Source organism: Bradyrhizobium sp. (genome assembly GCF_050014615.1).
In the GTDB taxonomy this organism is placed as follows: Bacteria; Pseudomonadota; Alphaproteobacteria; order Rhizobiales; family Xanthobacteraceae; genus Bradyrhizobium.
Map to the genome: position 1 here is coordinate 1 of NZ_JBEKCZ010000125.1, position 15,440 is coordinate 15,440.

The 15,440-nt window shown below is 63.5% G+C and carries 14 protein-coding genes; 6 read left to right on the plus strand and 8 right to left on the minus strand.

Going from position 1 to position 15,440, the window contains the following annotated elements; genetic code table 11:
- Positions 1-134 precede the first annotated feature (134 nt).
- From flgH to flgF, 4 genes are read right to left on the minus strand one after another with little or no spacing between them, the layout of a single operon-like run.
- Positions 135-887: a flagellar basal body L-ring protein FlgH gene (gene flgH, locus ABR948_RS19680; RefSeq protein WP_428120968.1), complete on the minus strand. Its 753-nt coding sequence runs from the start codon at positions 885-887 to the stop codon at positions 135-137.
- 6 nt (positions 888-893) lie between these two features.
- Positions 894-1,964, minus strand: a complete 1,071-nt coding sequence (flgA, locus tag ABR948_RS19685) for a flagellar basal body P-ring formation chaperone FlgA (protein WP_428120971.1) — start codon at positions 1,962-1,964, stop codon at positions 894-896.
- A gap of 11 nt (positions 1,965-1,975) precedes the next feature.
- Positions 1,976-2,767 carry a flagellar basal-body rod protein FlgG gene (gene flgG, locus ABR948_RS19690; protein WP_428120974.1) on the minus strand — a complete coding sequence of 264 codons (792 nt, stop codon included), beginning with the start codon at positions 2,765-2,767 and terminating at the stop codon, positions 1,976-1,978.
- 21 nt (positions 2,768-2,788) lie between these two features.
- Positions 2,789-3,550, minus strand: a complete 762-nt coding sequence (gene flgF, locus ABR948_RS19695) for a flagellar basal-body rod protein FlgF (RefSeq protein ID WP_428120977.1) — start codon at positions 3,548-3,550, stop codon at positions 2,789-2,791.
- 366 nt (positions 3,551-3,916) lie between these two features.
- On the opposite strand from flgF, the gene fliL reads away from it, so the two are divergent.
- The 6 genes from fliL (at position 3,917) to ABR948_RS19725 (ending at position 11,057) form a co-directional block, all read left to right on the plus strand.
- Positions 3,917-4,414 carry a flagellar basal body-associated protein FliL gene (fliL, locus tag ABR948_RS19700; protein ID WP_428120979.1) on the plus strand — a complete coding sequence of 166 codons (498 nt, stop codon included), beginning with the start codon at positions 3,917-3,919 and terminating at the stop codon, positions 4,412-4,414.
- Positions 4,415-4,432: 18 nt separating this feature from the next.
- Entirely contained in the window at positions 4,433-5,635 is a 1,203-nt protein-coding gene (fliM, locus tag ABR948_RS19705) for a flagellar motor switch protein FliM (protein WP_428120981.1), read from the plus strand.
- Positions 5,632-6,069, plus strand: coding sequence for a DUF6468 domain-containing protein (locus ABR948_RS19710; protein ID WP_428120983.1), 438 nt, complete (start codon positions 5,632-5,634; stop codon positions 6,067-6,069). Before fliM ends, ABR948_RS19710 begins: the two co-directional genes overlap by 4 nt.
- Positions 6,066-6,836, plus strand: a complete 771-nt coding sequence (locus ABR948_RS19715) for a MotE family protein (protein ID WP_428120986.1) — start codon at positions 6,066-6,068, stop codon at positions 6,834-6,836. Before ABR948_RS19710 ends, ABR948_RS19715 begins: the two co-directional genes overlap by 4 nt.
- A 102-nt stretch (positions 6,837-6,938) precedes the next feature.
- Positions 6,939-10,748: a tetratricopeptide repeat protein gene (locus tag ABR948_RS19720; RefSeq protein WP_428120988.1), complete on the plus strand. Its 3,810-nt coding sequence runs from the start codon at positions 6,939-6,941 to the stop codon at positions 10,746-10,748.
- A gap of 72 nt (positions 10,749-10,820) precedes the next feature.
- Positions 10,821-11,057: a hypothetical protein gene (locus ABR948_RS19725; protein WP_428120991.1), complete on the plus strand. Its 237-nt coding sequence runs from the start codon at positions 10,821-10,823 to the stop codon at positions 11,055-11,057.
- A gap of 66 nt (positions 11,058-11,123) precedes the next feature.
- Here ABR948_RS19725 and moaA read toward each other — a convergent pair whose 3' ends face one another.
- The 4 genes from moaA to ABR948_RS19745 all read right to left on the minus strand — a co-directional run.
- Complete coding sequence (moaA, locus tag ABR948_RS19730) at positions 11,124-12,122, minus strand: GTP 3',8-cyclase MoaA (protein ID WP_428120993.1); 999 nt, start codon at positions 12,120-12,122, stop codon at positions 11,124-11,126.
- Positions 12,123-12,180: 58 nt separating this feature from the next.
- Complete coding sequence (locus ABR948_RS19735) at positions 12,181-13,515, minus strand: FAD-dependent oxidoreductase (RefSeq protein ID WP_428120996.1); 1,335 nt, start codon at positions 13,513-13,515, stop codon at positions 12,181-12,183.
- The gene (locus ABR948_RS19740) at positions 13,512-13,817 is read right to left on the minus strand and encodes a ferredoxin family protein (protein ID WP_044592720.1); all 306 of its coding nucleotides are present in this window, start codon (positions 13,815-13,817) and stop codon (positions 13,512-13,514) included. Before ABR948_RS19740 ends, ABR948_RS19735 begins: the two co-directional genes overlap by 4 nt.
- Positions 13,818-13,839: 22 nt before the next feature.
- Positions 13,840-15,440 (minus strand): molybdopterin-containing oxidoreductase family protein (locus tag ABR948_RS19745; protein WP_428120999.1); only part of this gene is annotated, 1,601 nt, incomplete at its 5' end.

Here is a 15,440-nt window from a genome sequence, read left to right on the forward strand (position 1 = left end):
CCGCCAGGGGAGCTGACGGAGGCCGCGTAGTACATCTCATCACGCCTAGGTTCGCGACGAGATGTGGGAGCTCGTTTCCGTTAAGGCGGGCCTCGACGTTTTCCGGGAGCCGGAAACCGTTTTGGGTTCACGCCCTAGAACGGCAGCAATACATCCATCACCTGTTGGCCGTAACGCGGCTGTTGAACGTCGCTGATCTGGCCGTGGCCGCCATAGGCGATACGGGCCTGCGCGATCTTGCTGGAATCGATGGTGTTGTCGCTCTGGATGTCTTCCGGCCGCACGATGCCGGCGACGATCAGTTCGCGCATTTCGAAATTGACGCGGACCTCCTGCTTGCCCTCGACCACGAGGTTGCCGTTCGGCAACAGCTGGGTGACGACGGCGGCGATGTTGGTCTGCAGGGTTTCCTGGCGCTGGATCGAACCCTTACCGTCGCTGTTGGCGGTGGCGTCCGCGGTCAGCAGGCGGCCGGGAAGGGCGGTGGTCTTTCCGGTCAGCAGGTTGCTGCCGAGGAAGGCGGTAATGCCGGAGTCTTCGGTAACGGTGCGGCTGCGCTGGGTCTCGTTGGCGAAATTGGCCTGATCGGTGATGTTGACCGTGACGGTCAAGAGATCGCCGATCTGATGCGCGCGCTGGTCCTTGAAGAACGACCGCGAGCCGTTGCGCCACAGCGAATTGGCGTTGTAGGAAACCGCTTCCGGCTTCGGCATCGGCATCTGCACCGGCTTGTAGCCGGGCGCCGCGGTCGGATTGTCGATCGACGACAGCTTCGGCGTCTCACCGATCTGGGACAGACGATCGATCGACGAACAGCCGCCGGCGACGCTGATGATGGTCAGCAAACTGGCAGTCAGCGCGAAACGGTTGATACTGGACCTGAACATAAACGTTTACTCGGCTTTTGGAGACACTTGCGCATGATTGCTGGTGGCGACTGAAACCGGCGCAGCCGGCTCAGTGGAGGCGTCGGATGCATCGGTGGTGGCGGGAAGCCTTGGCGTTGCGACCGAAATCGCGACCTGACCACGGCCGATGACGACGCCGGAGACGATGCGCTTGGATTGCAGATTGAGAACGTTGACCACATCGCCCTCGGTGCCGGCGTCCACCGCCTTGCCGCGAATGGTGAGATAGAGACCGGCGGATTCGAAGATCAGGGTGACATTGTCGTCGCGCTGCACCAGATCCGGCTTGCCGAGATCGGCGACCTTGATGGCCTGGCCGGCGCGAAGCTGCTTTCGCATCTGCATGCCGAGCGCGCGGCTGCGGACCGCGGCGTCGCTGCCGACTTCGGCCTTCGGGCGCCGCTCGGTCACCACGTCGGAGGATTTCAGGACGTCATTGCGCTCGACGTTGCGGGTCAGCACCGCCGCTTCCACGGTCTCGATCGCAATCCCGGTGAAGCGCAGCCTGGCCGCCGGGGTGTTGTTCTCGTTGGAAACTTCGAAGCTGATATCGAAGCGTCCGTTGCGCGGCTCGAACCGGACCGAGACCGGCTGCAGCGCGCCGGTGTTCGACGCTTCCAGCCTGACGTCGCCGACGTCGCGGTCGAATATCAAATTGAGGTTGCCGGCATCGCCAAGGCCGCTGCGGTGCTCCAGCGCATGGGCGACCGCCAGTTGGATCTCCTTGGCCTCGAAGGAGCGCGACAGCCGGGTCACCGAGATCGCCTTGATGTCCCTGGTGTCGACGCCGATCACCTGATGCGCCTGCAACGCGGCGATCACCTGCGCGGTCGGCAGCGAGCCGGTGGTGCCGAGATCGGGCGCGCGATAGATCGCGATCTGCGCCGACGTGCCGGCGTTGTCGATCACGTCGCCGATCCGCACCACGTCGCTTTCGACCGTGACGCTGGCGCGAAGCACCGGCGCCGCGATGACTTCCTCGCTGGCCTGTGCGAAGGCCGCCGCCGGTGTGGCGGCGAGCAGGGCGGCGACGAGGAGAAGCGTTCGAACAGTCATCATCAGCTCCCTCAGCGGAACATGCCGGTGGTGGTTTGCATCATCTGGTCGGCGGCGGTGATCACCTTTGCATTCATTTCGTAGGCGCGCTGTGCGGCGATCAGGTTGGACATTTCCGAGACGACGTCGACGTTCGACTGTTCGAGGCTGCCCTGCGTCAGGCTGCCGTAACCTTCGGCGCTGGCGAGACCGTCCTGCGGCGCGCCGGATGACGGCGTATCGGTATAGAGATTGCTGCCGACCGGCAGCAGGCCGGCCTTGTTGATGAATCGCGTCAGCGCGAGCTGGCCGATGATCGTCGACGTCGTCGTCGATCCCGGCAGCGTCACCGAGACCTGGCCCTGGGCGTTGACCGTCAGGCCCGACGCATTGTTCGGCACTGTAATCGTCGGCTGCACCGGATTGCCCTGCGCGGTCACGATGCGCCCGGTATTGTCCATCTGGAAGGTGCCGTCCCTGGTATATTGGAAGGTGCCGTCCGGCATCAGGATCTTGAAGAAACCCTCGCCGTTGATCGCGAGATCGAGATCGTTGCCGGTCTGCGACAGCGTGCCCTGGGTCATCGATCGCGGCGTTCCGACGGTCTTGACGCCACCACCGATATCGATGCCCACCGGCAGGATGGTGCCCTGATCGGAGGCCTGCGCGCCGACCCGGCGGATATGCTCGTAGATCAAATCCTGAAACGCGGCGGTCTGCTTCTTGTAGCCGGTGGTTTGCAGGTTCGCGATGTTGTTGGAGATGACCTGGACACTTAGTTCCTGGGCCGCCATTCCAGTCGCAGCAGTATGAAGAGCTTGCATGGATCGTCTCCTGAATGGCCGTTAAGCGGGAACGCTGGCGAGTTGCTGGATCGCGGTTTTGTGCAGATCGCCCTGCTGCTGCAGCATCGCCGCGATTTGCGAGTAGGCGCGCGTGACCTCCATCATGCGGCTCATCTCTGCAACGGCGCTGACGTTGGACTTCTCGAGGAAACCCTGGCGGACCACGGATTTGGTGTCGGGTTGCGCCGAGCCTTCGCCGGCGGTGTAGAGGTTGAGGCCCTCCTTCAGCAGTTTCTGCGCGTCGGCAAAGCTGACCAGCCGGAGTTTTCCGCGGATCGAATCCGTCCGGCCATTGCCTTCCACCACGGTGATGGTGCCGTCTGGCGTGACGTTGATGTCATGGTCGGTCGGCTGAAACACGATGGGGCCACCGGTGCCGAGCACCGGATTGCCCGCGACCGTCACGAGCTGACCCTGGCCGTTGAGCTGCAGGCCGCCATCGCGGGTGTAGCGCTCGCCGCCCGGCGTCTGCACCACCAGAAAAGCGGAGCCGTCGATGGCGAGGTCGAGGGGATTCTTGGTCTGGTCGGCCGAGCCTTGCGCGAAATCGCGGTAGGTGCCGCGGTCCTGGACGTAGCTGACGCGTCGGTCGCTGCCGACGAAATTATCTTCGTGCGCGCCGGACGTCAGATATTCCTCGAACAGCGAATTGTCAGCCTTGTAGCCCGTCGTGTTGACGTTCGCGATATTGTTGGCGACGACATCCAATTGCCGCTCCAGCACAGTTTGCCGCGCAAGTCCGATGAGAAGCGTGTTCTCCATCGCCGGTTCTCCCCTGAACGATCCGCGCCCGAAGCCCTCCCAGGCTGGTTGCGGATCCTGCGAACCGCCGGGCTCTCCCAAGCCGCGGTCCGCAGCTAACACAGCGAAAGCCGTGCCAGTTTATAAAACCAAGCTTCTGCAAAGGCTTAGATGTTTGGAAGGGGTATTGTTCGGGCGGCAATAAGGTCTTGTTGACCATGTTTGCCCGGCAACTTTTTCCTAGTTGGGAGGCAAAAGAAAGGTTCCATTAACCATTATTACCTTAGCGTCGCGTGGAGAGAGCGCGACTGCGCTGGTGGCATTTGTATCGCGTTATGGGCCTGCCCGCCGGCATCGAGTTCATTTCCAGACGGGACCGGGCGGGCAATGGCGGACAAAGAAGAGGCAGAAGGCGGCGCGGAAGCTTCGGAAGAAGCCGTTGTCGCCCCCAAGGGCAAACTCAAACTGATCATTGCCGTGGTCCTGGTGCTTGCCATCGTCGGCGGCGGATCGACCTGGTTCTTCTTCCTGCGGCATCACGGCGAAGAAGCGCATGCGGAGGCGCCGCCGCCGAAACCGTCGTCCTATGTCGAGGTGCCGGACATGCTGGTCAATCTGGTCGGCACGCCCGGCGAGCGCGTGCAGTATCTCAAGGTCAAGATCGTGCTCGAAGTAAAGGAAGAGAAGCAGGTCGAGGCGATCAAGCCGAACCTGCCGCGCGTCACCGATATTTTCCAGACCTATCTGCGCGAGCTGCGGGCGAGCGACCTCAACGGTTCAGCCGGCCTGTTTCGCCTGAGGGAAGAATTGACCCGGCGCGTCAATGCGGCGGTCTCGCCAAACCAGGTCAGCGCTGTGCTGTTCAAGGAAATCGTCGTTCAGTGACGAGACGGATTTGCAATTATGGCGGGTAACGATCCAGTCGACCAGGACGCAATCGCAGCCCAATGGGAAGCGTCGCTGGATTCCGAGGATCCGGCGGAAGCCGCGGAAGCGGCTGCGGCCAACGAACTCTCCGGCACCATGGCGCTGCAATGGGCTGCCATGGTCGAAGACGGCAGCCGCGACTTCGGCGGCGGCAAGAACGGCGGCGAGCGGGTTCTGTCGCAGGAAGAAATCGACAACCTGCTCGGCTTTTCCGTCGGTGACGTCAATCTCGACGATAATTCCGGCATTCGTGCCATCATCGATTCTGCGATGGTGTCCTACGAGCGTCTGCCGATGCTCGAAATCGTTTTCGACCGGCTGGTGCGGCTGATGACCACCAGCCTGCGCAACTTCACCTCCGATAACGTCGAAGTGTCGCTGGATCGAATTACCTCGGTGCGGTTCGGCGACTACATGAATTCGATCCCGCTGCCGGCGGTGCTGTGCGTGTTCAAGGCCGAGGAATGGGAAAACTTCGGCCTCGCCACAGTGGATTCCAGCCTGATCTATTCGATGATCGACGTTCTGCTCGGCGGCCGCCGCGGCCAGACTTCGCTGCGCATCGAGGGCCGCCCCTACACGACCATCGAGACCAACCTCGTCAAGCGGCTGGTTGAAGTCGTGCTGACCGATGCCGAGCAGGCCTTCAGGCCGCTGTCGCCGGTGACCTTCAGCATCGACCGGCTGGAAACCAATCCGCGCTTCGCCGCCATCAGCCGGCCCGCCAATGCCGCCATTCTGGTGCGGCTGCATATCGATATGGAGGATCGCGGCGGCAATATCGAGCTGCTGCTGCCCTATGCGACCATCGAACCGATCCGCAGCGTGCTGCTGCAGATGTTCATGGGCGAGAAATTCGGCCGCGATCCGATCTGGGAAGGCCATTTCGCAACCGAGGTCGGGCAGGCGGAGATTTCGGTCGATGCCGTGCTTTATGAAGCCGATATTCCGCTCAAGCAGCTGATGAAGCTGAAGGTCGGCGATACCTTGCCGCTTGAAATGCGTGCCGACGCGCTGGTCGCGGTGCGTTGCGGCAACGTCACCCTGACCGAAGGGCGGATGGGCCGGGTCGGGGATCGCGTCGCCATTCGCGTCACCAAGCAACTGCGCAAGCCGAATACCACCTTCGCGATGTTCGAGAAGGCCGACGAACAAAACAAGCTGATGGAGACCCAATGAGTCATTCATTCGGAGTGGCGATCGAAAGCCTGGTGGCAATCCTGCTGATGCTCACGATCGGCTATTGCATGCTGTTGAACACCCGCCTGAAGCGCCTGAAGGCCGATGAACATTCGCTGAAGGCGACGATCGGGGAACTGATCACGGCGACTGAAATCGCCGAGCGCGCCATCGGTGGCCTCAAACATACCGTTCGCGACGTCAACGAGAATCTCGGCAATCAGCTGACATCGGCGAGCCAGATGTCCCTGCAGTTGAAGAAGCAACTGGCGGAAGGCGACAATGTGCTGCGGCGGCTCTCCAAAATAGCGGCGGCCGCGCGGCCTGCACCCGAGCCGGAGCCGGAGGCTCCCAAGGTATCGGCGGCCAAGGCCGTTGCCGCGGCGGCCCAGGCGTTTTCCGACCGCAGAAGGTCTGATGGCCTCGCCGCATGAAATCCTTTCGTGACATTCGCGTTCTGCCGGTGGTCCTGGTTGCGATCTTCGGCCTTGCCGTGCTGAAGATCGCCGGGCTCGTGCTCGATGGCGGCTACGTGTTCGATTATAAGCCGAACTCGACCGGGCAGTCCTGGGCGCAGGAAACCTTCAACTTTCCTGGCGGACACAAGGTCGACAGTGCAGACATTACCGGTTCGGTTGAGAAGCCCAAGGAGGAAGAGGCCAAGCCCGCCGTCGCCGCCCCGGAAGTGGCGAAGCCCGAGGGTGTTGCGGTCCATCCCGAGCAGGGGCAGGCGGTGTCGCCATCCGAGCGCGCTATTCTGGAGCGGCTGCAGTCGCGGCGACAGGAGCTCGAAGCTCGCGCGCGCGAAATCGACATTCGCGAAAGCCTGCTCAGGGCCGCCGAGAAGCGGGCCGAGTCACGCGTCGAAGAGTTGAAGGCGATCGAATCCCGGATCACGGTGGCGACCCAGCAGAAAAGCGATGCGGATGCCGCCCGCTTCAAGGGCATCGTGACCATGTACGAGGCCATGAAGCCGAAGGACGCCGCCAAGGTGTTCGACCGGCTCGAAATGCCCGTGCTGATCGAAATCGCCACGCAGATCGCGCCGCGCAAGATGTCGGATATTCTCGGCCTGATGGCGACCGACGCAGCCGAGCGGCTCACCGTCGAGATGGCTAGGCGGGCCGGGTCGGACAAATCCGCCTCCGCGTCCGATCTGCCCAAAATCGAAGGCAAGGTGTTGCCGCAAAAGCCCAATTAGCGGGGATATTTAACAAGTCCTTAAACCGCCAATTCTAGATTCGATACGCGTGGCGCGCGTGGGGGCGCCCCGCCGGATCGTCGAACCGAAAGACACATTGGAATGGCGCGAACGGCTGCCGCTGGATTTGGGTCGCTAGGCCGCGCGTGCGCGCGGACGATCCAGCGTTGCCTCGAAGTGCCGTCATGGCTCGCCGTCGGGCTGTTGGTGGTCGCTCTGCTGTATCCCGGCGTCGGCCGGGCGGACCCGATCAAGGGCGAGGCCACATTTTCCGCAGGCGGCGGTTACGCCCGGCTGGTGCTCAAGCTTGCCGAGGATGTCGAGTCCGAAGTGGTCACGGCCGGCTCGATTATCGTGATCCGCTTCAAGCGTCCGGTGGATATCGCCGTCGATAAGCTGGCCGAGGCGGTGCCCGATTATATCGGATCGGCGCGGCGCGATCCGGATGGCATGGCGATCCGGCTGTCGCTGGCGCGCCGGGCGACCGTCAACACCATGACCGCCGGCGAACGGGTGTTCGTCGACTTTTTGCCGGACTCATGGACCGGTCCGCCTCCCGGTCTTCCGCCCGAGGTGGTTCGCGAACTGGCCGAGCGCGCGCGCGTCGCCGAACGCGAGTTGCGCCTGCAACGCGCGGTAGCGGAGGCGAAAAAGCATCCACCGACGCGGGTCCGCGCATCGGTGCAGCCGACTTTCGTTCGTTTCATTTTCGAAGTGCCGGATGGCGTGGGCGTCTCTTCGGTGCTGAACGACCAGAAGCTCAAGCTGTTGTTCAACGCCGTGCTGGTGTTCGATCTGGCGGATGCCAAGCTTTCGGCGCCGTCGAACATTGCGTCGATCAATCAGAGGGTCGAAGGCGAAACTTCCGTGGTGGAAGTCACCCTGATCGGCGATGTCGATGTGCATTCTTTCCGCGAGGACAAGAACTACATTATCGATGTCGCATTCCAGCAAGCGGAAAAGGCGTCCGTGCTGCCATCGCCGATGTCGGATGCCTCGCACGCTCCGGCGCCAGCCGCTCCCGCGCCGGTCGCTCAGGCATCAGCCGCGCCAGCGGCAAACACGCCGCCCGCGGCCGAGAAACCCGCCGCGGCGGCTCCGGCATCGCGGCAGGCCAGCGAGATCGTGCCGCCGACGTCGGAGGCGATCGCGCGGCAAGCCAATATCGAGATCAAGCCCGACCAGGCGCCGAAAACATCGCCCGCATCCGAAACGCAGATGCCCGAGCAATTGCCCAAGGAAACTCTAAAGGAAACTCTAAAAGAAGCGCCCAAGGAAACGCCCAAGGAAGCATCCAAGGAAACCCCCAAGGAAACCCCCAAGGAAGCGTCCAACGAAGCGCCGGCTCCAGTGGCCGAGGCAAAGATGCCCGAGCACCCGGCAAAGGAAATGCCGGCTCCCGCAGCCATGGTCGCACCGAAAATGCCTTCGGCCGCGGCGCCGGCAGTCAAGACCGGTGGTAGCGCGGCCAATGTCAGCGCCAGACGTGACAGCGACGGCCTGCATCTGACATTTGCATTTACGACCGTGACTCCCGCAGCGCTGTTCCGTCGCGCCGATACGGTGTGGCTGGTGTTCGACACCACAAAGCCGATCGACGCCGAGCCGATCCGCAGCAACGGCGGCTCCCTTATCGCCGAAGTCAGCTCGATGCCGCTGGACAAGGGGCAGGCGATCCGTATTCGTCTTAACCGCCCTCAAATGCCATCGCTGACAGGCGACGACCGGCCGGCTGGCTCAAACTGGACGGTTACATTCGCCGATACGATGCAAACGCCGACGCAGCCGCTGGTGGCGACGCGAAACATCACCGATCCCGCGTTGGCCAATGTCACCGTGCCGATATCGAAGCCCGGTCTGCTGTATCGGTTTGTCGATCCGGACGCCGGCGATACCCTCATGGTGGTCACGGCGACGCCACCGGTTCGCGGCTTCATCAAGCGGCAGGATTTCGTCGAGATGTCGCTGCTGGAATCGATCCACGGCGTGGCGATTCGTCCGAATTCCGATGATGTCTCCGCCGAGATTGCTTCGGACAAGATCATCCTCGGCAAGCCGGGCGGACTGACATTGTCACCGGCCGCCACCAAAGTGGAGCGCGCATCAACAGTAGTCCGGCCGATTTTCGATCCCGGCGAGTGGCACAAGAGCCAGGAAGAAATCTTCAACCTGCGCCAGGATGCGCTGATCGAGGCGGCGGCGGCCGCCGATCCCGATCAGCGCTCGCCGGCCCGGGTCGATCTTGCCAGGTTCTATCTGGCGCGCGGGATGTATCCGGAAGCCAAGGGCGTGCTCGATCTCGCACTGGTAGACGCCAAGCCGGATCTTGAAGACCCGGTTGTCCTGATCGTGCATTCGGTTGCAAGCATTCTGATGGGCCGTCCCGAACTGGGGATGAAGGATCTCGCCAATCCGGTGATCGGAACCAATTACGATTCGCAGCTTTGGAAGGCGCTCGCCTACGCCCGCATGGGAAGATGGGCGGAAGCGCGCGAGAAATTCAAGAACGTCGAATTCGCCATCACCTCGCTGCCGATCGAACTGCAGCGCATTGTGATATCGGACGCGATGCGGGCCTCGCTCGAGGTCAGGGACTATTCGGGAGCCGCAAAACGCGACAGCGATCTGGAAATCATCGGCCTGCCGCCCGAGATGAAACCCGCGATCTCGGTGCTGCGCGGCCGGCTTGCCGAAGCGCTTGGGCACGACAAGGACGCGCTGGACCAGTACAAGGCGGCCGTGGAATCCGATGACCGTCCTGCTGCGACCGAAGCCAAGCTGCTCGAAATTGCACTGAAGCAGAGGCGCGACGAAATCACTCCGGCCGAAGCAACGAGCGAGCTCGAGACGCTTGCGGTGACGTGGCGCGGTGACGCGCTCGAGGTGCAGACGCTGGGAATGCTGGCGCGCCTCTATTCCGATGCCGGACGCTACGCCGATTCATTTGCGGCAGCGCGGATCGCGACCAAGCTGGAGCCGAATTCGGAAATCTCGCGGCAGGGCCAGGACGCGGCATCGGCGCTGTTCGCACAGCTTTTTCTCAGCCAGAAGGGCGACGACCTGCCGCCGATCGACGCGCTCGGGATGTTCTATGACTATCGCGAACTGACGCCGATCGGGCGGCGCGGCGACGAGATGATCCGCCGGCTTGCCGATCGCCTGGTCGCGGTCGATCTGCTCGATCAGGCCAGCGAATTGCTGCAATATCAGATCGACAAAAGGCTGGAGGGCGCGGCGCGGGCGCAGGTGGCGGCGCGGCTGGCGATGGTCTATCTGACCAATCGCAAGCCGGATCGCGCCATCGCGGCCCTTCGCACCACCCGCATCGCCGATCTCTCCGGCGAATTGCGCCAGCAACGGCTGTTGCTGGAGGCGCGCGCGCAAAGCGACGTCGGGCGCCACAACCTCGCCCTCGATATCATCTCGAACATCGGCGGCCGCGAAGCGATCCGGTTGCGGTCCGATATTTACTGGGCATCGCGGCAGTGGCGCGAGTCGTCTGAACAGATCGAATTGTACTACGCCGATCGCTGGCGCGATTTCAAGCCGCTGAACCCGGTGGAGAAGGGCGATGTGATCCGCGCCGCGGTCGGATATGCGCTTGCCGAAGACGCCATCGGTCTGGCGCGCTTCCGCGAAAAATATGCGCCGTTGATGAGCGGCGAAGCCGACCGCGCCGCGTTCGAGACCGCGAGCAAGCCAGCCGCTTCCACCAGCGCCGAATTCGCCCAGATTGCGAAGATGGCGGCAAGCGTCGATACTCTCGACGGCTTCCTGCGCGAAATGAAGTTGCGATTCCCGGACGCGACGGCGCGCGCGACGATGCCGCCGGAAGCCCCGAAGGCCGACCCGTTCCCGACCGGCTCGTTGCCGGCGATCATCGGGTTGAAGCGGGTTGGCACGGCGAAGTAGGTTCACCCCCCTCGACAGCGGCCAGCCGAAGCGGCAACCTGTGCGGCAGACCGCGCAGGGGACGCCGCCCGTATGAGCAAGCCCAGCAAGACCGAAGCTGAACTGGTTGCGATGGCCTGGGCTGAGCTGAAAGCCCATGCCGACTGTCCGGACGGAATCGTGATTACGGTTTTGCGTACCGGCGACAGCTGGGAATTCCGCACCGCGGCCGACGCAGCGACCGTTGCCATGCCGAGCTATCCCGAATGCGTCGCGCTGATCGTCCAGATCGGCGATCACCTCGGCAAGCAGTTCGGCGTGAAGGACTGAGCGGGTTCGGCAACAAGCAAAACCGGCACAGAGTCTACGGCCTCAGTTTGCACGACGCTGTCTGATCTAGCCGCCGGTCGCCGACATATGCCGCGCCAGCGCCGGGCGTCCGCCGGGCCCGATCTGGAAATCGTGGCCGTGCGGCTTGCCGCGGACCGCAAGCTCGATCGCCTGCATCACGGCGGCATCGCCGCCATCGCCGCGCAACACCCGCTTGAGATCGACCGCATTCGCTTGCCCAAGGCAGGGGTGCAGCACGCCAGAGGCCGTCACACGCACGCGGTTGCAGTCCTCGCAGAAATTGTGAGTCATGGGTGTGATGAAACCGACCTTCCCGCCGGTTTCGATCACGCGGACGTAGCGCGCCGGCCCGCCGGTTCGCTCGGCCAGATCGACCAATGTCCAGCGTTGCTCGATCTGGCGACGCAGCGAGGAGAGCGGGAGAAACTGATCGGTGCGGTCGGCGCCGATCTCGCCCAGCGGCATGGTTTCGATCAAGGTGAGCGTCATCCCGCCGGCATGGGCAAAGCCGATCAGATCGTCGATCCCGTCTTCCGTGAAGCCTTTCAGCGCCACCGCGTTGAGCTTGACCGCCAGGCCGGCAGCCTGGGCCGCCGCGATCCCTTCGAGCACGCGGCCCAGCAACCCGCCGCGCGTGATCATCGTGAATTTGTCCGGATCGAGCGTGTCCAGCGACACGTTGACCCGCCGTACGCCGAGCGCGGCGAGTTCCTCCGCATAGCGCGACAGCTGGGTAGCGTTGGTCGTCAGCGTAAGCTCTCGCAGCCTGCCGTCGGCCAGATACCGGGAAAGGCTGCGGAACAGCTGCATAATTTCCTTCCGCACCAGCGGCTCGCCGCCGGTAACCCGGATCTTTTCGACCCCGGAAGCGATGAAGCACCGGGCGACCCGGTCGAGCTCTTCGAACGTGAGCAGTTCCTTGCTTGGCAGAAACGTCATCGCCTCGGACATGCAGTATCGGCACCGCAGATCGCAGCGATCGGTTACCGAGAGCCGGAGGTACTTCACACGCCTGCCAAACCCATCAACAAATGGAACCGCCATCGCTGTCTCCCGATCCCGCCATTATCGCGTTACCAGACACCAGGCCGCGCCGGGCCGATCACGCATCCGCCGCCGCCAGCATATCCGGCACCGACACGAATTTTTCCCGCGGCTTGCCGAGCGGCGCGCCGCGGCGCTTCTCGGCCGCATCGATGGCCGCCCAATCGCCAAAACTCAGGACGCGTGCAACGCGCGTGTTGAGCCGCGCCAGCAGCGCGCCGGGGTCGCCTGTACGCTGCCCCGCCCGCGCCGGCAGATCTGCAAGGATGGCCTCGGCGGTGGCCATGCCGCAGCCGCGGTTGGTGCCGATGGTGCCGCTGGGACCACGCTTGCTCCATCCACAGACATAGAGACCTGCGACGATCGAGGAGCCAACCGCCACGCGCCCGTCGATGTTGGCGTGCACGCCCCGAACGTGGTCATAGGGAACGCCGTCGAGCGGCGCGGTGCGGCGACCGACGCTGCGAAACACCAGGCCACAGTCGATGTTCTCGACCGCACTTGATGGTTGCGCGAAGTCGATCGTCTCCACCCGGCCCTGTCCCCTGATGGCAACGGGTGACAGGCCGAACCGGAAAGTGCACCGCCGCGGCTTGGCCAAAGCCTGCTGTGAAAATGTGCGCAGCAGCGCCAGCTTTTCGGTCAGTTCCGGATCTTGTGGATTGTCCGGCGTAAAGTCATCCGGCACGACGTCCCGGCTGTCGATGGTGGTGTCGCAGGTCTCAAGGTCGAGGAAATCGCGCAACTCCTTGGCGCTGAACTTCGCCTGCGGCGGCCGGCCGCGCCCGACCACGCGAATTTCGCGAATGCGGCTTTCCGCGAGAGCCTCGAGCGCATGCGCGGCGATATCTGTCCGGCGCAGTTCGTCGGTGGTTTTGGCAAGGATGCGCGCCACGTCGAGCGCCACATTGCCATGGCCGATCACGGTTGCGGCTCCGCAGCCGAGATCGAAATGGCAGTCACGGTAGTCAGGATGGCCGTTGTACCAGGCGACAAAATCGCCGGCGTGATGGCTGCCGGGGAGGCCTTCGCCGGGGATACCCAGCGATCGGCTGATATCGGCGCCGGTGGCGAGAACTACCGCGTCATAGCTGTCGCGCAGTTCGTCGATCGACACATCGCGTCCGACCGCGACCCCGCCGATGAAACGAAACCCCGGCGCCTTCGCGATTCTGTCGAAGGCTGTTGTAACCAGCTTGAGCTTTGGGTGATCGGGAGCCACTCCAAATCGAACGAGTCCGTAAGGCACCGGAAGCTGCTCGAACATGTCGACGGCGACTGGCGTGCCAGAGCGAAGCAACGCTTCCGTCGCGTAGAAGCCGCTCGGGCCGCTGCCGATCACCGCGACGCGAAAGCCGTCGGCATAGGCCCGGTCAAGATCGGATTTGGTCATCTTCCGAGTTCTTGCCGGCGCGCATCGGCGCCGGGCAGTGGCGGCAGGCGCGCGGTGAGGACAGGCGTTTCGGCCGCGCGCTTGCGATTGACGTCGATCCAGAACTTCTTGTCGGCGGCCAGGCGGTAGTCAGGTTCGATGGCGCCGACCGGGCAGACCGGGACACAGCCGCCGCAGTCGATGCAGTTCTCTGGATCGATATACGTCATCTTCTCGTCGACATGAAAGCACTCGACCGGACACACGGTGACGCATTCCGTGTATCGGCAGCCTCGGCAATTGTCGGTGACCACATATGCCATAGCGATGTCCCGGGTCAGCCGTTCAGAGCTTACCGACCTGGACAAGCACGTCCGAGAAGGTCGGCGCCCGGCCAAGATCGGCGTAGGCGGGTGGCGTGAGCGCGTGAACGGTCGCTCCCTTGCGGTTGGACCGGTGCCAGTATCCCGACGGCGCCATGACCACGCCCGGCATGACGTCCGGCGAAATGCTGGCGAAGGCCTCGAACGCACCGCGGTCGTTGAATACCCGAATCGGCGCTCCGGCCACGATGCCGCGCTGCTCGGCGTCTTCGGGGTGGAGGAACACCGACTGCTCCTCGCCCGCCTGGGCGGTTTGCGCGGGCAGATTGCCGTAGTTCGAGTTCAGGAACGCGTGACTCTTGGGCGTAATCAGGCTGAGCGGATAGCGCTTGGCCAGCGCAGGCGTCGTCTGCGGGTTCTCGTTTGGCGGGATGTAGTGTGGCAAAGCATCTACCGGCGTGCCGTCCTGGTCGCCGTTGTAGCCCTGCCGGAACAGCGGCACGACGAAGTTGCCGCCGCCGGTGATGCTCGACTTGAATTCGCACTTGCCCGTGGGCGTCGGAAAATTACCCTCGCGGTGCGGCGCCCAGTCGTCGGCCGATGGCATGGTGAGCCGCGCATAGCCCTTGGCCTTGACGTCCTCAAGGGTGATCCCCTGAAGCACAGGATTGGTCCAATCGAGCGACGCCTCGATGATCTCGTCATCGGTCCGGTAGAAGGACGGGTCGTCGATGCCCATGGCTTTCGCCAGGCGACGGAACAGCTCGGTGTTTGACACCGCTTCGCCGAGCGGCTCGATCGCCGGGTTGTTGTAGGACAGATAGAGATGCCCCCACGAGAACATGATGTCTTTCTGTTCCAGCTGGGTGGTCGCCGGCAAAACGATGTCGGCGTATCTGGCCGTGTCGGTCAGGAAGTGTTCGCTGACCACCGTAAACAGGTCCTCGCGTTCGAGACCCTGTTCGAGTTTGGCCTGCTCGGTCACCATGGCCATGGGGTTGGCGTTGTAGACGAACAGGGCCTTGATCGGCGGATCGAAGCCGAGTTCGCCGGTCAGCGCCTGCCCAAGCCGCCATGAATTCAGTACCCGCATTTTTTCCGGCTGCAGGTCGGGCCGCATCAGCACCTCCCATTTCACCGGAAAGGCCCAGATCGGCAGTTGCAGCAGGCCACCGCCCACATGCTTCCAGGCGCCGATCAGTCCCGGTAGACAGGCGATCGCGCGCACGGTCTGACCGCCACCGGCGTGGCGCTCCACGGCGACGCCGATGCGCACCACCGCCGGCGGCGTGGTGGCGTATTCCCGCGCCAGCTTGACGATGTCCTCGACCGGAATGCCGGTCTCCCGGGCGGCGAATTCGGGGGTGTAGGTCGACGCCCGCTCCGCCAGCTCGTCGTAGCCGACGGTGTGCTTGTCGATGTAGTCGCGGTCGACCAGGTTCTCCTTGATGATGACGTGAATCATCGCCAGCGCCAGCGCCGCATCGGTGCCCGGGCGGATCGGAATATGCCAGTCGGCCAGCCTTGCGGTGCGCGTCCGCACCGGATCGATTACCACCAGCTTGGCGCCGGCCTTCTTGGCCTGCTCGATGAACGGCCAGTGGTGCGAGTTGGTGCCGAGCG